This is a genomic window from Streptomyces sannanensis, from assembly GCF_039536205.1.
GTDB classification, from domain to species: Bacteria; Actinomycetota; Actinomycetes; order Streptomycetales; family Streptomycetaceae; genus Streptomyces; species Streptomyces sannanensis.
In genome coordinates this window covers 3,196,779-3,214,079 of the sequence record NZ_BAAAYL010000001.1, presented here as the reverse complement: position 1 = coordinate 3,214,079, position 17,301 = coordinate 3,196,779, and the positions used below count along the sequence as shown (strand labels likewise).

Sequence of the window (17,301 nt, the reverse complement as noted above, 5' to 3'; positions counted from 1 at the left end):
TGTGGGGGCTTGCGAAATGGTCCGTCCGTGCCATGCGGGCCGTGTGCCGCGCTCCCTACCCTGGAGCCGCGGCGGCAGGATCCGACGGCAGGAAGGGGGGTGGCACGTGGCTCCGCCGAGCACGGCGGCGACGGTTCAGGACCACGTGGCCCTCGCCGAGATAGAGCTGTGCGGTGAACTGATCATCGCGGCGTCGTCCGCGGCCGAGGAGCGGCTCAGCCCGGACCGTATCGACGAGGTGCTGAAGGTGGTGGCCCGCGGGCCCGCCGGCTGATCCCGACAGGGGCGCGGCCCGTCCCCCACCGCGCCCCGGCACCGGGTCACCTCTCAGGCCGTACGGTCATGTCCGCAGCAGCCGGCCGATCGCCTTGGTGGCCTCCTCGACCTTGGCGTCGATCTCGTCCCCGCCGGTGACGGCGGCGTCGGCGACGCAGTGGCGCAGATGCTCCTCCAGCAGCTGGAGGGCGAAGGACTGAAGCGCCTTGGTGCTCGCGGAGACCTGGGTGAGTATGTCGATGCAGTAGGTGTCCTCGTCGACGAGCCGCTGGAGTCCGCGGATCTGGCCCTCGATGCGGCGCAGCCGCTTGAGGTGCTCGTCCTTCTGCTTGTGGTAGCCGTGCACGCCGGCTTCGTGCCCCGCGTGGGCTGCGGGGGCGTCGTGCCCGGAGGTCGCCTCGGTCGTCGTCATCGCGTCCTCCCGTATGTGTTCTGTCCGAAACAGATCGCTATACCCCTGTTGGGTATATGGTAACGAATCGTGCGAGAAGGGGCAGGGGGCCCGTGTTGGCCGACGCGCCCCATGGGCGACACTGGGGTATTGCCGGTTAGTCGTGGCCGGATGATGCGCCTAGCATCAGCCTGACCGAACCCGAAGCACCCCGAGGACCCCACGTGCGATTTCGTCTGACCCCCAGGGAGACGAGTTTCTACGACATGTTCTCCGCGTCCGCGGACAACATCGTCACGGGCTCGAAACTCCTGATGGAACTGCTCGGGGCGGATCCCGCTTCCCGGGCCGAGATCGCAGAACGGATGCGGGCAGCGGAGCACGCAGGTGACGATGCCACACACGCGATCTTCCACCAGCTGAACTCCTCGTTCATCACGCCGTTCGACCGTGAGGACATCTACTCCCTCGCATCGTCGCTCGACGACATCATGGACTTCATGGAGGAGGCCGTCGACCTGGTCGTCCTCTACAACGTCGAGGAGCTGCCGAAGGGCGTCGAGCAGCAGATCGAGGTACTGGCCCGGGCCGCCGAGCTGACGGCCGAGGCGATGCCGAGCCTGCGCACGATGGACAACCTCACCGAGTACTGGATCGAGGTCAACCGGCTCGAGAACCAGGCCGACCAGATCCACCGCAAGCTGCTCGCCCAGCTCTTCAACGGCAAGTACGACGCCATCGAGGTGCTCAAGCTCAAGCAGATCGTGGATGTGCTGGAAGAGGCGGCCGACGCCTTCGAGCATGTGGCGAACACGGTGGAGACCATCGCGGTCAAGGAGTCCTGAGCTTCGTGGACACCTTTGCTCTTGTCGTGACCATCGCGGTCGCGCTCGGCTTCACGTATACGAACGGTTTCCACGACTCGGCGAACGCCATCGCCACCTCGGTGTCGACGCGGGCCCTGACCCCGCGCGCCGCGCTCGCCATGGCCGCGGTCATGAACCTCGCCGGTGCCTTCCTGGGACAGGGCGTCGCCAAGACCGTCAGCGAGGGGCTCATCGCGACCCCGACCGGCGACAAGGGGATGGGCATCCTCTTCGCCGCGCTGGTCGGCGCGATCGTCTGGAACCTGATCACCTGGTACTTCGGTCTGCCGTCGTCCTCCTCGCACGCGCTGTTCGGCGGAATGGTGGGTGCGGCGCTCGCCGGCGGGACCCAGGTCATCTGGTCGGGCGTGATCGACAAGGTCATCATCCCGATGTTCCTCTCGCCGGTCGTGGGACTGATCCTCGGCTATTTGGTGATGGCCGTCATCATGTGGATCTTCCGCAAGTCGGGCCCGCACAAGACGAAGAGGGGCTTCCGGATAGCGCAGACCGTCTCGGCGGCGGGCATGGCGCTCGGCCACGGTCTCCAGGACGCGCAGAAGACCATGGGCGTCGTGGTGATGGCCCTGGTCATCGCCGATGTCGAGCAGGCCGGCGACCCGATTCCGGCGTGGGTGAAGATCTCCTGCGCGCTGATGCTGTCGCTGGGTACGTACGCGGGCGGCTGGCGCATCATGCGCACGCTGGGCCGGCGGATCATCGAGCTGGACCCGCCGCAGGGGTTCGCGGCGGAGACCACGGCGGCGTCCGTGATGTACACGGCGTCCTTCATGTTCCACGCGCCGATCTCCACGACGCATGTCATCACCTCGGCGATCATGGGCGTGGGCGCGACGAAGCGCGTCAACGCGGTCCGCTGGGGCGTCGCCAAGAACATCGTGCTGGGCTGGTTCATCACGATGCCGGCTGCGGCGCTGGTCGCTGCGGCGAGCTATGGCGTGGTCTACCTGGCGTTCGGCTGACGGGAGCCCCGGCTGCGGCGGCTCTCTGCCGGGGGTCCGGGGGGTGTCCCCCGGGGGATGCGGTATCACGATGCCGGCTGCGGCGCTGGTCGCTGCGGCGAGCTATGGCGTGGTCTACCTGGCGTTCGGCTGACGCGAGCCCCGGCTGCGGTGGCTCTCTGCCGGGGGTCCGGGGGGTGTCCCCCGGGGGATGCGGTATCACGATGCCGGCCGCGGCGCTGGTCGCTGCGGCGAGCTATGGCGTGGTCTACCTGGCGTTCGGCTGACCCCGTTTGTGACCTACGACAGCGCGCCCCCGCCGGAAGGATCCGGCGGGGGCGCGCTGCTCGGTGCGCCGGGTTCGGTCCGGGGCGGATGCCCCTGCACGCCGGCCGAGGCGGCGCTGATGAGCGTGGGCTTGTCGTACCGCCGCCCGGTGGCGGAGCCGTACTGCGGCTGTGGTGCTTGCCGCTGCGGGTGGGGCAGCGGCGACCGGTGTGAGACCGGTGGATGCGAGGACTGCCGCGGTGGCGGCAGAGGGCAAAGGAACGGGCCCGCCCCCTGGCCGGGGAGCGGGCCCGTTGCCCTGCGGTGGCACCGCCATGCAGCACCGCAAGGCAGTCCGAGAGCCGACGGCCACGGGACTTGAGGTCGCGCCTGGTGAACCCGCCACCGGCAGCGACCGTCAACGCCCCTGGCCCAGGTCGGCCACGTTTCAGGACGACTATCCGAAGCGCCCGGAGATGTAGTCCTCGGTCGCCTGGACGGACGGGTTGGAGAAGATCCGCTCGGTCTCGTCGATCTCGATGAGACGGCCGGGCTGGCCGACCCCCGCGAGGTTGAAGAAGGCCGTACGGTCCGAGACACGGGCCGCCTGCTGCATGTTGTGCGTCACGATGACGATCGTGAAGCGGTCCTTCAGCTCGCCGATCAGGTCCTCGATGGCGAGGGTGGAGATCGGGTCCAGGGCGGAGCACGGCTCGTCCATCAGCAGGACCTCCGGCTCGACCGCGATGGCGCGGGCGATGCACAGACGCTGCTGCTGGCCGCCGGAGAGGCCGGAGCCGGGCTTGTTGAGGCGGTCCTTGACCTCGTTCCAGAGGTTGGCGCCGCGCAGCGACCGCTCGACGATGTCGCCCAGCTGGTTCTTGCCGTACTTGCCGTTGAGGCGCAGGCCCGCCGCGACATTGTCGAAGATCGACATGGTCGGGAAGGGGTTCGGGCGCTGGAACACCATACCGACCGTGCGGCGCACCGCGACCGGGTCGACGTTCGCGCCGTACAGGTTCTCGTCGTCCAGCATCACCTTGCCCTCGACGCGGCCGCCGGGGGTGACCTCGTGCATACGGTTCAGGGTGCGCAGGAAGGTGGACTTGCCGCAGCCGGACGGGCCGATGAAGGCGGTGACGGAGCGGGGCTCCACGGTCATCGAGATGTCCTCGATCGCCTTGTGGGAGCCGTAGTAGGCGGTGAGGCCGCTGACGTCGATTCGCTTGGCCATTTCTACATCACTTCCAGTGGCCTCAGCGGCCGGTCTTCGGGGCCTTCCAGCGGGCGATGCCGCGGGCCACCAGATTGAGGATCATGACGAAGGCGATCAGGACCAGTGCGGCGGCCCAGGCGCGGTCGTACGACGCCTCGCTGCCGACCCGGTACTGCTCCCAGATATAGAAGGGGAGCGAGGACTGGGCACCTTCGAAGGGGTTGGCGTTGATCAGCTGGCTGCCGAAGACGAGCAGCATGATCGGGGCGGTCTCACCTGCGATGCGGGCGATGGCGAGCATCACACCGGTCGTGATACCCCCGATCGCGGTCGGCAGAACGACCTTCAGGATGGTGCGCCACTTCGGGACACCGAGGGCCAGCGAGGCCTCGCGCAGCTCGTTCGGGACGAGCTTGAGCATCTCCTCGGTGGAGCGGACGACGACGGGCATCATCAGGATGGCCAGGGCGAGCGAGCCCAGGTAGCCGGCCGGGGACAGGCCCAGCATCAGCATGATCGTCAGGATGAAGAGGCCCGCGACGATCGACGGGATGCCCGTCATGACGTCGACGAAGAAGGTCACGGCCTTGGCCAGGGCGCCCTTGCCGTACTCCACCAGGTAGACGGCGGTCAGCAGGCCGATCGGGGCGGCGATGAGGGTGGCGAGGCCGACCTGCTCCAGGGTGCCGATCAGCGCGTGGTAGACACCGCCGCCGGGCTCGAAGCCGGGGACGCCGGCCATGGAGTGGGTGAGGAAGTAGCCGTCGAGGACCTTCAGGCCGCGGCTGAGGGTGACCCAGAGGAGGGAGAGCAGCGGCACGACGGCGAGGACGAAGCACACCCAGACGAGGCTGGTGGCGACGCGGTCCTTGGCCTGGCGCTTGTTCTCGACCACGGAGGAGGCGGTGTACGTGATGCCGACGAACAGCATGGCGGCGATCAGGCCCCACTGGGTCCGGCTCTCGAGACCGGCCACCAGGCCGATGGCGATGCCGAGGGCGACGGAGGCGGCGCCGATGCCGGCGGGCGCCCAGCGGGGCAGACCGCGGCGGGTGAGGCTCTGCTTGGGTGCGAGGGGACGTACGTCCTGGTGCGTGTGGCTCATCAGGCGTTCGCCCCCGAGTACTCCTTGCGGCGCGCGATGATCAGGCGGGCCGCGCCGTTGACCAGCAGCGTGAGGATGAAGAGGACCAGGCCGGAGGCGATCAGGGCGTCCCGCCCGAACTCATTGGCCTCGTCGAACTTCGCGGCGATGTTCTGGGCGAACGTGCCGCCGCCCGGGTCGAGCAGGTGGCCCGAGATCACGAAGCTCGGGGAGAGCACGGTGGCGACGGCCATCGTCTCGCCCAGCGCACGGCCGAGACCCAGCATCGAGGCCGAGATCACGCCGGAGCGGCCGAAGGGCAGGACGGCCATGCGGATGACCTCCCAGCGGGTGGCGCCGAGCGCCAGGGCGGCCTCCTCGTTCATGCGCGGGACCTGCAGGAACACCTCGCGGCTGACGCTGGTGATGATCGGCAGGATCATGATCGCCAGCAGGATGCCCACGGTGAAGAGCGAGCGGGCGACGCCCACCTCGGTCTTGTCGAAGACGTAGGTCCAGCCCATGTACTGGTCGAGCCAGAGGTTGAGGCCCTCGAGGTACGGGACGAGGAAGAGGGAGCCCCAGAGGCCGTAGACGATCGACGGCACGGCGGCCAGCAGATCCACGACGTAGGCGAGGGGCGCGGCGAGCTTGCGCGGCGCGTAGTGGGAGATGAAGAGGGCGATACCGACGGCGACCGGGACCGCGATGGCCATCGCGATGACCGAGCTGACGACGGTGCCGAAGAGCAGGACGGCGATGCCGAAGACCGGCGGGTCGCCGGCCGGGTTCCAGTCGAAGGTGGTGAGGAAGTTGCCCTCGTCCTGCGAGATGGCGATCGCGGCACGGTAGCTGAGGAACACGGCGATGGACGCCATGATGACCAGCAGCAGAATGCCGGAACCCCGGGAGAGCCCGAGGAAGATCTTGTCACCGGCGCGGCCGGTGGACGTCGCACGCCGGCGGCCGGCCGGCGGTGCTTGGTTTCCTGTTGTTATAGCCATGATCTTTCCGGTCTGGATGGGGGAGGATGGCTCCCCTGGCGGCGGTGCACCGGAGTGGTGGCGGCCGGCCCGGCGAGGTGCGCCGGGCCGGCCGCCTATGCGGTTTTAGGAGAGCGAGGCGACGGTCTCGCGGACCTTGGCGTTGATCTCGGCCGGGATCGGGGCGTAGCCGTTCTCCGAGAGGATCTTCTGACCCTCGTCGCCGGAGGTGTAGGTGAGGAAGGACTTGACCGTGTCGAGGGTCTCGGGCTTGTTGCCCTTGTCACAGACGATCTCGTAGGTCACCAGGACGATCGGGTAGGCACCCTCGGCCTTGGTGGCGTAGTCCAGGCCCAGGGCCAGGTCCTTGCCGGTGCCCTTGATCTGGGCGGCGGCGATGGCCTTGGAGGCGTTCTCCGGGGTGGCCTCGACCGGGGCGCCGGCACCGGTGTCGACCTTGACCGTGGAGATGGACTGGGAGGTCGCGTAGGAGAGCTCGAAGTAGCCGATCGTGCCGTCGGTCTGCTTGACGGCGGAGGCGACACCGGCGGAGCCGGAGGCGGCCAGGCCACCCGGGGCCGGCCACTTCTTCTCGGGCTCGTACGGCCAGTCGGCCTTGGCGGTGGCGCCGAGGTACTTGCCGAGGTTCTGGGTGGTGCCGGAGTCCTCGGAGCGGTGGAAGGCCTGGATCGCCTTGTCCGGAAGCTTGGCCCCCGGGTTCAGCTTGGCGATCGCCGGGTCGTTCCACTTCTTGATCTTGCTGTTGAAGATCTTGGCGATGGTGGGCGCGTCGAGGACGAGGTTGTCCACACCCTCCAGGTGGTAACCGATCGCGATCGGGCCGCCGACCATCGGCAGGTTGATGCCCTGGCCGTCCTTGCAGATCTTCTTGGAGTCGGCGACCTCTTCGGGCTTCAGCGCCGAGTCGGAACCGGCGAAGCCGACGGTGCCCTGGTTGAAGGCGACGATGCCCTCACCGGAGGAGGAGGACTTGTAGTTGACCTCGACACCCGTGCAGGCGGCCATGTAGTTCTTGACCCACAGGTCCATGGCGTTCTTCTGAGCGCTGGAGCCGGAGGCGAGCAGCTGGCCCTTGGCGTCGTCGCACTTGACGTTGGACGCGGCGGCGCTCGTCTGGGAGCTGGTGGCGCCGGTCGCGTCCTTCTTGGTGTTGTCGTCGGAGCCGCACGCCGTGAGGACCAGGGCGCCGGAGACGGCGAGGGCGCCGAAGGCGGTGGCGCGAAGCCGGTTCTTGCGCTGAAGCTTCACTTTCGGGTGTTCCTTCCAGGAGCCGCCGGTTCCTTTGGTCTTTCGTACGACGGCGTGCGAGGTGTTGGAATGTGCCGCGATGCGTGGTGCATCGTGCAAGCCCGAAATTAGGCAGATCAGGTGAAGCGGCCGACGGGGAAGAGTTAACGGAAGGTGAACCGTGTCGGTCGGAGCGGTGCGCGGGCCTGCTCGCCCGGGTCACGCTGTGTGAAGGGCCTTCAGCAGCGCGTCGACGAGCTGCCGGTCATGGGGCCGGGTGAGCCGCTGCCGGGCCGCGTCGGGAGGCAGCCACAGTACACGGTCGACCTCTTTGCCGGGGACGAAACGGCCGCCGGTCGCCTCGGCCGCCCAGTACGCCACCTGCTTGGGGCGGCCGTTCGCGATGTAGTGGTCCGTCGGCAGCGGGGCGCCGGGAACGCACCGCTGGCCGGTCTCCTCCAGCACCTCGCGCACGGCGCAGTCGAGAAGGCCCTCGCCGCTCTTGAGTTTGCCTTTGGGATGGGACCAGTCGTCGTACTTCGGCCGGTGTACCAGACAGATTTCCATCCTGCCGTCGAGCGGGGAGCGCCGCCACAGGACACAGCCCGCGGCGAGCACGACGTCGTTCATGAGGCCGTCACCACGGCCTTCTGCCACACCTGCTGGAAGGCGAACCGGGCCGCCTCGACCTCGTGCCGCTGGTCGGCGTGCAGCACCCCGAGGGCGTAGGCCGTCGCCGGCGCGATACGCGGGGTACGGGCCGCGGCCGCGGCGGCCACCGCGGCCTCCGCCGCGTCCCGGTGCCGGTCCAGGGCACGGGCCGCGTCGGTCAGCCGTTCGTCCACGGCGAGACGCAGCACCTCACGGGCGTACCGGTGCAGCCGGAGCCGGTCCCGTACCTGGTGCCAGGGGGTGTCCTGGGCGGCGGCATCGGCGTCGGCGAGGCCGTTGACCAGGGCTTCCGCGTTGTAGGGGTGGGCGGCGCGGCTCAGCGGCAGGGCGGCCACCGCCTCGGCGAGCCGCCGCTCGGCGGGTTCGGCGGCGGAGGGCAGGATCTCGGCGGCCGACGAGGCCGCGGCGGGCCCCAGCGGCACCTCGGACGCGAGTAAGGCCACGGCGTCGGCCACGGCGTGGAACCGTGACGACCCGAGTGCCTGCAACGCCGCGGAGTGTGCCCGCGTCCGGGCCAGCGTGAGCTGCCGCTCCAGCAGCGCGCCGGCCCGCGCCGCGCCCACGGTCAGCGCGCCTCGCGTGGAGGTTCCCCGCCTGCCCGTCCCCGACCGGCCGGCCGCGGGCTCCGCGGTCGCCGTCGCGCTCCCGGCCGGGCCGTCGGTGACGACGGCGTACTCCTCGACGCGCGCGGCAGGCACCGCGCCCGTGCCGTTGAGGCGGTCGAGGGCGGCCAGCAGCCGCGTCAGACGCGCCGCGCAGGCGTGCTCGACGGCCAGGGTGCCGGAGAGCCAGGCCAGTTCCGTGCGCAGCCCGTCGGCCCAGTCGGCCTTCAGCAGGGGGCGGAAGGTGTGCAGGGTGCCGCTGATGCGGCGGGCCGCGTGGCGCAGCGCCCGGGCCGCCGCCTCGGCGTCCTTCACGGCCGGGCCGCTCTCGCGGTGCAGGCGCAGGCTGCGGAGGAACTCCGCCGCCTGGTGGTGGAGGTAGGGGGTGATGACGTCGGCCGCCGGCTGTCGGAGCGGGTCAGGGCTGTGCACGCCGGCGCCTCCGGGCGTCTATCAGCATCTCCTGTACGTTCCGCAGCGGCTGACCGTCACCGTCGGTGGAGTGCCGGGTCCAGTCGCCGTCGGGTCCGAGGTGCCAGGAGGAGGTGGTGTCGGACATGCCGGTCTCCAGCAGTCGGCTGAGGGATGCGCGGTGGGCCGGGTCGGTGACCCGTACCAGCGCTTCGATGCGGCGGTCGAGGTTGCGGTGCATCATGTCGGCGCTGCCGAACCACACCTCGGGTTCGCCGCCGTTGCCGAAGGCGAAGATCCGCGAGTGCTCGAGGAAGCGTCCGAGGACGGAGCGGACGCGGATGTTCTCGGAGAGGCCGGGGACTCCGGGGCGTATCGCGCAGATGCCGCGGACCCAGACGTCGACCGGGACACCGGCCTGCGAGGCCCGGTAGCAGGCGTCGATGACGGCCTCGTCGACCATCGAGTTGACCTTGATGCGTACGGAGGCGGGGCGCCCGGAGCGGTGGTGGGCGATCTCCTTGTTGATCCGGGCGATCAGGCCGTCGCGCAGCGACTTGGGGGCGACCAGCAGCCGGCGGTAGGTCTCGCGGCGGGAGTAGCCGGACAGCCGGTTGAAGAGGTCGGAGAGGTCGGCGCCGACCTGCGGGTCCGCGGTGAGCAGGCCCAGATCCTCGTAGAGGCGGGCGGTCTTGGGGTGGTAGTTGCCCGTTCCCACGTGTGAGTAGCGGCGCAGGATCTCGCCCTCCTGCCGGACGACCAGCGACAGCTTGCAGTGGGTCTTCAGCCCGACCAGGCCGTACACGACATGGCAGCCGGCCTCCTCCAGCTTGCGCGCCCACTTGATGTTGGCCTGCTCGTCGAAGCGGGCCTTGATCTCGACCAGGACGAGCACCTGCTTGCCGGACTCGGCGGCGTCTATCAGCGCGTCGACGATCGGCGAGTCGCCGGAGGTCCGGTAGAGGGTCTGCTTGATCGCGAGGACGTCCGGGTCGGCCGCCGCCTGCTCCAGGAAAGCCTGGACGGAGGTCGAGAAGGAGTCGTACGGGTGGTGGAGCAGGACGTCCCGCTCCCGCAGGGCCGCGAAGATGTCGGGCGCGGACGCGGACTCGACCTCGGCGAGGTCCCGGTGGGTGCCGGCGACGAACTTCCGGTACTTCAGCTCGGGACGGTCGAGGGAGGCGATGCCGAAGAGGCCGGTGAGGTCCAGCGGTCCGGGCAGCGGGTACACCTCGGAGTCGGAGATCTTCAGCTCGCGGACGAGCAGGTCCAGGACGTACGGGTCGATGGACTCCTCGACCTCCAGGCGCACCGGCGGGCCGAAGCGGCGCCGCATGAGCTCCTTCTCCAGCGCCTTGAGCAGGTTCTCGGCGTCGTCCTCCTCCACCTCCAGGTCCTCGTTCCGGGTCACCCGGAACGTGTGGTGGGCGAGGACCTCCATCCCGGGGAACAGCTCCTCGAGGTGCGCCGCGATGACGTCCTCCAGCGGTACGTACCGCTGCGGGGACGCCTCCAGGAAGCGGGACAGCAGCGGTGGCACCTTCACCCGCGCGAAGTGGCGGTGGCCGCTGACCGGGTTGCGGACGACGACGGCCAGGTTGAGGGAGAGGCCCGAGATGTACGGGAAGGGGTGCGCGGGGTCCACGGCCAGCGGGGTCAGCACGGGGAAGATCTGCTGGCGGAACAGCGTGAAGAGCCGCGCCTGCTCCTTCTCCGTGAGGTCCGGCCAGCGGATGAGGTGGATGTTCTCCTCGGCCAGGGCCGGGGCCACGTCCTGCTGGAAGCAGGCGGCATGCCGCGCCATGAGCTCGCGCGAGCGGGTCCAGATCAGGTCCAGGACCTCGCGGGGCTGGAGCCCGGAGGCCGAACGGGTGGCGACACCGGTGGCGATACGGCGCTTGAGGCCGGCCACCCGCACCATGAAGAACTCGTCGAGGTTCGATGCGAAGATCGCCAGGAAGTTGGCGCGCTCGAGGAGCGGGGTCGCCGGGTCCTCGGCGAGCTCCAGCACTCGTTCGTTGAACGCCAGCCAACTGCGCTCCCGGTCCAGGAAGCGGCCGTGCGGGAGCTCCCCGTCCGGCGGAACGACATCCGCCGCGTACCCGTCGACGCCCGCGTCGATATGGGTCTCCACGTCCAGACCCTCCATGGTGGTGCCCACAGCGGTGCGCGGCCGGTGCGCCGCGAAGGAGCCGACGGACGTCTGGCCGTTCTGGAGGGGGACCTCGGTGCTGGGCTGCCTGTTCATGAACCCATTCTTCCGCGCGGAGGCGCCTGTGGGCGCATCGGAGGCGTCCGAATTTGCGGGCTTTCTCCTGTTCCGAGGGGAGGGCGCGGCGGGCTGCATTCCCTGAGCGTTCCAAGCCTGTCTGAATGCGCGGTAACGGGGACATGACATCCGGGGGATCGCGACACGGCCCCCGAGGCCCAGGCGGTGTCCGTCGGGGCCTCGGGAGCGGCAACCCCGGCTCCCGGGGCGCGGGTCAGCCTTCAGGCGTGGTGGCGCTCGAGCGTTCTCCGGGTCCCGCGGGCGAGTATGGCGGCCCACCTGGGCGGCGCCTCCGGCCGCCCGAGAGCGGCAGGCTCATGCCGCCGGCACCGGGGCGCGGCAACTGGCTCCCGCTCGCCCCGGGGCCCGCGGCCCTCAGGCGTGGCGCCGTTTGAGCACCCGGAAGGCGGCGAAGGCGGCGGCCGCGGCGAGGACGAGGAGGATGCCGCTGTGGACGAGCTGAAGGGGCAAGAAGTGCGAGGAAGGGTGGTACTCGGCCCACGTGCCGATGACGTCGTGCGCGGCCTTGCACTGCTCCAGCTGCTCCTCGTTCGAGCTGCTCCTGCACACCGAGAAGGGCAGGTGCTCACCGGTGCGCGTGAGCAGGCCGTTGTCGACTACGGAGGCGCTGCCGACCAGGGCATTCTCGACGGTTTCGACGTTTTCGGCGGTTTCGACGGGCCACAGCCAGGGCTGTATGTACGACCACATCACGACGGAGACCGTGCCGACGGCGAGGGCGCCCGTGGCGAGCGCGGGGACGGTGCGGCCGACCAGCAGTCCTGTGAGTGCGCCGACGGCGATGCCGAAGACGCCGTACGCGAGCGGCACCGGCAGGGCCGAGGCGGAGACGGGGACCTCGTACCAGTGCCTGGTGCCGAATTCGCCAGGCCCCGTTGACCAGGCCCAGTAGTACAGCACGGAGAACAGGCCGATTCCGGTGAGCGCCAGCGCCCCGGGCACGGCGAGCTTGGCGGCGAGCCAGCGTGCCGGGCTCACCGACTGGCTCCACATCAGCTTGTACGTCCCGCTCTCCAGCTCACGGGCGATCAGCGGGCCGGCGACGAACGCGGCGAGCAGGCTCGGCAGGACGGCCATCACCAGGCCGATCCTTGTGATGGCGAACTCGAAGGGGACTTCAGCGTCCAAGTAATTCTGTATGTCGCCGAGACAGTCCTGGTTCTCGGTTTCCACCTGACACCCGGTGGCCTGCAGGGTCGCGGCCGCGTCGCCGGCCGACAGCCGTACCCACAGCAGGTACCCCGCTGCCAGCACGAGCAGCCCGAGGCCGGCCCACAGCGCCCGCCGGTGCTGGCGGACGGCCACCCATGCGGGGCCTCGCAGAGTGAACGCAGTGCTCACGCGGTCGTCACCGCCTCGCGGGACTCGGCGCTCGGGGTGAGCAGTACGGGGGCCTCCGGGGAGCGGAGATGCGCGAGCAAGAGTTCCTCCAGGGACGGTTCCATGGACTGCCAGGCGTCGCCGACCGGGCCCTCGGTGCGTACCAGCGCGGTGAGCTGACGGCCCGTCGTGCGGGACTCGACGACCGTGTGCGGGGCGAGGTCGCCGACCGGGCCGGTGAGCAGAACGTGCGCCGCGAGGATGTCCTCGGTCTCGCCGCCGAGGCGGATACGGCCGCCGTCGACGAGCAGCAGATAGTCGCAGGCGCCCTCGAGCTCGGTGAGGATGTGCGAGGACATCACGACGGTGGTGCCCTGCTCGTGCGCGTGGCCGAGCAGTGCGCCCATCAGCTGGTGGCGGGCGAGCGGGTCGAGGTCGGCCATCGGCTCGTCCAGCAGCATGAGTTCGGGCCGTTTGCCGAGGGCAAGGGCGAGGGCGACGCGGGTGCGCTGGCCGCCGGACAGGGAGCGTATACGGGCGCGCGGGTCGAGTTCGGCCACGATCGAGCGTGCCGTCGTGTCGTCCCAGCGGGCGGCGTTGAGCTCGCGGCCCATGCGCAGCGTGTCGGCGACGGTCAACTGCGGGTGGAGCGGCTTCTCCTGGGCGACGTACGCGATGTGTTCGCGCGCCGCGGCCGGATCGGTGCCGAGCACGCGGACCGTGCCCTCCGTGGGCCTGAGCAGTCCGGTCGCGAGCGCGAGCAGGGTGGACTTGCCCGCGCCGTTGGGCCCGACCAGGGCGCAGACGCGGCCGGCAGGCAGCCGGAAGGAGCAGTCGCGCAGGGCCCAGCCGCGCCGGTAGCGCCTGCCGAGGCCGTCCGCCTCGATGGCGGTGTCGCTCATCTGTCGTTCCCCTTGTAGATCTCGTCCAGTACGGCGGTGAAGAGCGCGGTCACGTCGTCCCTCTCCAGCCCGGCCTTGCGGGCGCGAGTCGCCCAGCCGGTCAGTTCGGCGTGCAGCGGTGAGTCGGCGGGTGCGCTGCCGAGCGTGCGGCGTACGAAGGTGCCGAGGCCGCGGCGGGCCTCGACCAGGCCTTCGCGCTCCAGTTCCCGGTAGGCCTTGAGCACCGTGTTCGGGTTGATGGCGGTGGCCTCGACGACCTCGCGGGCGGTGGGCAGCCGGTCGCCCGGCTCCAGCAGTCCGAGCCGTAGAGCCTGCTTCGCCTGCTGGACGATCTGCAGATAGGTGGCGACGCCGTTGCGGCGGTCAATGCGGAACTCGACCATGTCTTCCCCCCTTTCACTAATCAAGTAGTGAAAGGGTGATGCAAAGAAGGGGGCGGCGTCAAGTTCCGCCGCCCCCTTGTTCGTTGGGAGTCTCAGGTCTCCGTGCGGTACATCAGGTCCACCTCGTGCGTGACGAACCCCAGCCGCTCGTACACCGTCAGTGCCGGGATGTTGTCCCCGTCGACGTACAGCATCGCCGTCGGCAGACCCTCTGCCGCCAGATGGCGCAGACCGATCACGGTGAGGGCCTTGCCCACGCCGGAGCCCTGGGCGTCCGGGCCGACGCCGACGACGTACACCTCGCCGAGCCGCTCCTCGGCGTGCACCTTCGTCCAGTGGAAGCCGACGATCCGGTCGGACCCCGCGGTGGAGACGCTGTCGGAATCGGTGCGTACCGCCAGGAAGAAGCCCTTCGGGTCGAACCACGGCTCGGCCTTGCGGTCGTCCAGGTCCCGCTGGGTCAGCGAGCCCTGCTCGGGGTGGTGCGCGAAGGCGGCGGCGTTCACGGCGAGCCATGCCGCGTCGTCCTCGCCGGGGACGAACGCGCGGACCGTGATCCCGTCTGGCAGCACCGGATCGGGGAGCTCCTGGCTCCCCGCCAACGGCCGCCGCATCTGCCGCAGTTCACGGAACAGGGTGAGCCCCAGGACCTGCGCCAGATGCCGGGCCGCCGACTTCCCGCCGTGCGCCCACACCCGCAGCCGCTTGCCGGACGCGGCCAGCAGGGCCGACCCGAGCGCCCGCCCGTGTCCGCGCCCGCGGTGGTCGGGGTGCACCACCAGCTCGGCGGCCGGGGCCTCCACCGGGTCGGTGTCCTCCAGCTGGGCGTAACCGACGAGCTGTCCGTCCGCGTACAGCAGCATGTGCTTGATGCCCTCACGCCGGCCGCCGCGCAGCTGGAGCCGGCCCTGCTCGGACACGGCCTGCATGCCGTCGGAGCGGGCGGCGTCCGCCAGCAGGTCGAGGACGGCCTGCGCCTGCTCGTGGGTGAGCTCGTCGAGGGTGTGGATCTCGCGTCCCGGGGTGAGGGCGGCTGGATCGTTCGTCATGCGTACGAGCCTACGGCGAAGGCCGGTGCCGGTGTGGGCGAGACGGCTCCCGGCACACGGCGTCATGGCGGCGGAAGGGATCTGACGGACCGCAAGGGGGAGGGCAATGGCAATCAGCTCGTAACCGCATACACCCTGTTGCGCTACGCGCGTTGACCGTAGGCTGCCCGGACGTCAGCCCCAGGTCCTGTCCGGCCGATCATGCCGGGCTCGCGACGCCTCGGTGACATCAGCCGCTACGCGGCGGGCGCACCTCTCCCCCCGCAGCCCTTCGGGTACGGGAGGTGCCCCCACCGTTGTCGTCGGTCGCCGATGGCCCCCAGCTACTGCAGGGAGGTGCCCCCACCGCATGCGTGGACATCAGCCGCCCCGGCGGGCCCTCCTCCGCCTTGCGATGCACCGCGTCGGCCGCCGTTCGCTGATCCGGCCTGATCGGACGGACAGGACCTGGCTCTCACAGAACTCACGAGGGGACTTAATGTCACCGACATCCCGCACACAGCGGGCCACCCGGCGCATGCTCACCGGAGCCGCGGGCCTCGCCGCCGCAGGCGCCCTGGTCGCCGCCGCCATGCCGGCCGCGGCCGCCCAGGAGGACGCGCCCGGCCGGGACCGCAGCTCCCGCACCGTCGATGTGCAGCTTCTTTCGTTCAACGACCTGCACGGAAACCTGGAGCCGGTGCCGGGCAAGTCGGGTCAGGTGACCCAGAAGCTGCCGGACGGCGGGATCGAGACCATTCAGGCGGGCGGTGTCGCGAACCTGCTGGAGGACCTGCGCGAGGCGCGCCAGGGGAACGAGTACTCCATCACCGCCGCCGCGGGCGACATGATCGGGGCCAGCCCGCTGGTCTCCGGGCTCTTCCACGACGAGCCGACCATCGAGGCGATGAACGGCCTCGGGCTCGATGTCGCGGGCGTGGGCAACCACGAGTTCGACGAGGGCCGCGACGAGCTGCTGCGCATGCAGAACGGCGGCTGCCATCCGAAGGACGGCTGTTTCGACGGGGGCTACGAGGAGGGCAAGTCCTTCCACGGCGCCGACTTCCCCTACCTGGCCGCCAATGTGACGGACGAGAAGAACGGCAAGCCGATCCTCGCCCCGTACTGGGTCTACCAGCACAAGGGCGTGAAGATCGGCTTCATCGGGGTCACCCTGGAGGGCACCCCGGACGTCGTCAGCGCCGAGGGCGTGAAGGGCCTGAAGTTCGGCGACGAGGTCGAGACGATCAACAAGTACGCCCAGGAGCTCGACCGCCAGGGCGTGAAGGCCGTCGTGGCGCTGGTCCACGAGGGCGGCTTCCCCGCCTCCGGCGACTTCAACTACGACTGCGACAGCCCCGGCCCGGGCGCCGGCATCTCCGGACCGATCGCCGAGATCGCGAAGAACACCACGGCCAAGGTGGACGCCTTCGTCACCGGCCATACCCACCAGGCGTATGTGTGCAACATCCCGGACCCGTCCGGCAAGCCGCGCCTGGTGACCTCGGCCGCCTCCTTCGGCCGGCTGTACACGGACACCACGCTGACCTACGACCGCGGCACCCGCGACATCGTCCGTACGGGCGTGGAGTCCGCGAACCACCCCGTGCGCATCCGCCAGTTCCAGCCCGGCTACAAGAACGTCATGCACGAGCTGATCGACCGCTGGAACGGGCTTGCAGCGGAGGTCGCCAACCGGCCGGTGGGCTACATCTCCGCCGACATCGACGGCCGCGGGGCGCCGACGAGCCAGTACGAGAAGCCGCTCGGCGATGTGATCGCCGACGCGCAGCTCGAGGCGCTCGCCCCGGCCGACAAGGGCGGCGCACAGCTGGCGCTGATGAACCCCGGCGGCATCCGCGGCGACCTGAAGTACACGGCGGAGAGCAAGGGCGTCGTGACGTACGGCGACGCCTTCGCCGTGCAGCCCTTCACCAACATGATGAACGTCGTGGACCTGACCGGCGCCCAGCTGATCACCGCGCTGCAGCAGCAGGTCAGCGGAGCGAACCAGGCCTCGATAAAGATCCTTCAGGTCTCGAAGGGGTTCACCTACACCCTGGACATGACGAAGACCGGCGCGGACCGGATCGTCGTCGGCTCGGTGAAGCTGAACGGTGAGCCGATCGACCCGGCGAAGACCTACCGTGTCGCGATGAACGAGTTCCTCTCGGGCGGGGGCGACGGCTTCACGGTGCTCAAGGAGCACAAGAACAAGCTGGTGGGTCCGTCCGACCTGGACGCCTTCACCGCTTATCTGACCGCCCACTCCAGCCCGTCCGCGCCGCTGGCGCCGCCGGTGACGGACCGGATCACGGTTGTGCGGTAAGCGGCGGTGAATCCTGCCGAGTGACACACTCCAGAGGCCCCCGGCAACGATCCGGGGGCCTCTGACGTCCG

At 69.9% G+C, this 17,301-nt stretch carries 16 protein-coding genes; 4 read left to right on the top strand and 12 right to left on the bottom strand.

The genetic code is table 11. The features are described from left to right. Positions 1 to 106 precede the first annotated feature (106 nt). Entirely contained in the window at positions 107 to 274 is a 168-nt protein-coding gene (locus ABD858_RS15140; RefSeq protein ID WP_345037636.1) for a hypothetical protein, read from the top strand. A gap of 66 nt (positions 275 to 340) precedes the next feature. Here ABD858_RS15140 and ABD858_RS15135 read toward each other — a convergent pair whose 3' ends face one another. Continuing rightward, a complete protein-coding gene (locus ABD858_RS15135; protein WP_345037634.1) occupies positions 341 to 688 on the bottom strand; it encodes a metal-sensitive transcriptional regulator in 348 nt (115 codons plus the stop codon). Between the two features lie 203 nt (positions 689 to 891). On the opposite strand from ABD858_RS15135, the gene ABD858_RS15130 reads away from it, so the two are divergent. Together ABD858_RS15130 and ABD858_RS15125 are read left to right on the top strand one after the other, a co-directional pair. Beyond that, positions 892 to 1,512 (top strand): DUF47 domain-containing protein, encoded by a 621-nt coding sequence (locus ABD858_RS15130; RefSeq protein ID WP_345037632.1) that lies wholly within the window; start codon positions 892 to 894, stop codon positions 1,510 to 1,512. A gap of 5 nt (positions 1,513 to 1,517) precedes the next feature. Next, positions 1,518 to 2,516, top strand: coding sequence for an inorganic phosphate transporter (locus tag ABD858_RS15125; RefSeq protein ID WP_345037629.1), 999 nt, complete (start codon positions 1,518 to 1,520; stop codon positions 2,514 to 2,516). Positions 2,517 to 3,219: 703 nt separating this feature from the next. On the opposite strand, the gene pstB is transcribed toward ABD858_RS15125, so the two are convergent. The 11 genes from pstB to mshD form a co-directional block, all read right to left on the bottom strand. After that, entirely contained in the window at positions 3,220 to 3,996 is a 777-nt protein-coding gene (gene pstB / locus ABD858_RS15120) for a phosphate ABC transporter ATP-binding protein PstB (RefSeq protein ID WP_345037627.1), read from the bottom strand. 22 nt (positions 3,997 to 4,018) lie between these two features. Beyond that, the gene (pstA, locus tag ABD858_RS15115) at positions 4,019 to 5,083 is read right to left on the bottom strand and encodes a phosphate ABC transporter permease PstA (protein WP_345037625.1); all 1,065 of its coding nucleotides are present in this window, start codon (positions 5,081 to 5,083) and stop codon (positions 4,019 to 4,021) included. Next, entirely contained in the window at positions 5,083 to 6,066 is a 984-nt protein-coding gene (pstC, locus tag ABD858_RS15110) for a phosphate ABC transporter permease subunit PstC (RefSeq protein WP_345037623.1), read from the bottom strand. Before pstC ends, pstA begins: the two co-directional genes overlap by 1 nt. A gap of 105 nt (positions 6,067 to 6,171) precedes the next feature. After that, a complete protein-coding gene (gene pstS / locus ABD858_RS15105; RefSeq protein WP_345037620.1) occupies positions 6,172 to 7,314 on the bottom strand; it encodes a phosphate ABC transporter substrate-binding protein PstS in 1,143 nt (380 codons plus the stop codon). A 198-nt stretch (positions 7,315 to 7,512) separates the two neighbouring features. Beyond that, positions 7,513 to 7,923 (bottom strand): NUDIX hydrolase, encoded by a 411-nt coding sequence (locus ABD858_RS15100; protein WP_345037618.1) that lies wholly within the window; start codon positions 7,921 to 7,923, stop codon positions 7,513 to 7,515. Continuing rightward, entirely contained in the window at positions 7,920 to 8,999 is a 1,080-nt protein-coding gene (locus ABD858_RS15095; RefSeq protein WP_345037616.1) for a CHAD domain-containing protein, read from the bottom strand. Before ABD858_RS15095 ends, ABD858_RS15100 begins: the two co-directional genes overlap by 4 nt. Then, positions 8,986 to 11,226, bottom strand: a complete 2,241-nt coding sequence (locus tag ABD858_RS15090; RefSeq protein ID WP_345037614.1) for an RNA degradosome polyphosphate kinase — start codon at positions 11,224 to 11,226, stop codon at positions 8,986 to 8,988. The genes ABD858_RS15095 and ABD858_RS15090 overlap by 14 nt, the downstream gene beginning before the upstream one ends. A 396-nt stretch (positions 11,227 to 11,622) precedes the next feature. After that, complete coding sequence (locus ABD858_RS15085; protein WP_345037611.1) at positions 11,623 to 12,609, bottom strand: ABC-2 transporter permease; 987 nt, start codon at positions 12,607 to 12,609, stop codon at positions 11,623 to 11,625. Further along, the gene (locus ABD858_RS15080) at positions 12,606 to 13,490 is read right to left on the bottom strand and encodes an ABC transporter ATP-binding protein (RefSeq protein ID WP_345037609.1); all 885 of its coding nucleotides are present in this window, start codon (positions 13,488 to 13,490) and stop codon (positions 12,606 to 12,608) included. Before ABD858_RS15080 ends, ABD858_RS15085 begins: the two co-directional genes overlap by 4 nt. Further along, entirely contained in the window at positions 13,487 to 13,873 is a 387-nt protein-coding gene (locus tag ABD858_RS15075; protein WP_345037607.1) for a GntR family transcriptional regulator, read from the bottom strand. The genes ABD858_RS15080 and ABD858_RS15075 overlap by 4 nt, the downstream gene beginning before the upstream one ends. Positions 13,874 to 13,965: 92 nt before the next feature. Further along, complete coding sequence (gene mshD, locus ABD858_RS15070; protein ID WP_345037605.1) at positions 13,966 to 14,922, bottom strand: mycothiol synthase; 957 nt, start codon at positions 14,920 to 14,922, stop codon at positions 13,966 to 13,968. A 478-nt stretch (positions 14,923 to 15,400) separates the two neighbouring features. Between mshD and ABD858_RS15065 the strand changes: the two genes are divergently transcribed. Next, the gene (locus tag ABD858_RS15065; RefSeq protein ID WP_345037602.1) at positions 15,401 to 17,230 is read left to right on the top strand and encodes a bifunctional metallophosphatase/5'-nucleotidase; all 1,830 of its coding nucleotides are present in this window, start codon (positions 15,401 to 15,403) and stop codon (positions 17,228 to 17,230) included. The last annotated feature ends 71 nt before the right edge of the window (positions 17,231 to 17,301 follow it).

Coding starts and splice junctions, on each gene's coding strand:
- ABD858_RS15135 (WP_345037634.1), bottom strand. CDS start 688: ATGACGACGACCGAGGCGACCTCCGGGCACGACGCCCCCGCAGCCCAC.
- pstB (WP_345037627.1), bottom strand. CDS start 3,996: ATGGCCAAGCGAATCGACGTCAGCGGCCTCACCGCCTACTACGGCTCC.
- pstA (WP_345037625.1), bottom strand. CDS start 5,083: ATGAGCCACACGCACCAGGACGTACGTCCCCTCGCACCCAAGCAGAGC.
- pstC (WP_345037623.1), bottom strand. CDS start 6,066: ATGGCTATAACAACAGGAAACCAAGCACCGCCGGCCGGCCGCCGGCGT.
- ABD858_RS15100 (WP_345037618.1), bottom strand. CDS start 7,923: ATGAACGACGTCGTGCTCGCCGCGGGCTGTGTCCTGTGGCGGCGCTCC.
- ABD858_RS15090 (WP_345037614.1), bottom strand. CDS start 11,226: ATGAACAGGCAGCCCAGCACCGAGGTCCCCCTCCAGAACGGCCAGACG.
- ABD858_RS15080 (WP_345037609.1), bottom strand. CDS start 13,490: ATGAGCGACACCGCCATCGAGGCGGACGGCCTCGGCAGGCGCTACCGG.
- ABD858_RS15075 (WP_345037607.1), bottom strand. CDS start 13,873: ATGGTCGAGTTCCGCATTGACCGCCGCAACGGCGTCGCCACCTATCTG.
- mshD (WP_345037605.1), bottom strand. CDS start 14,922: ATGACGAACGATCCAGCCGCCCTCACCCCGGGACGCGAGATCCACACC.
- ABD858_RS15065 (WP_345037602.1), top strand. CDS start 15,401: ATGTCACCGACATCCCGCACACAGCGGGCCACCCGGCGCATGCTCACC.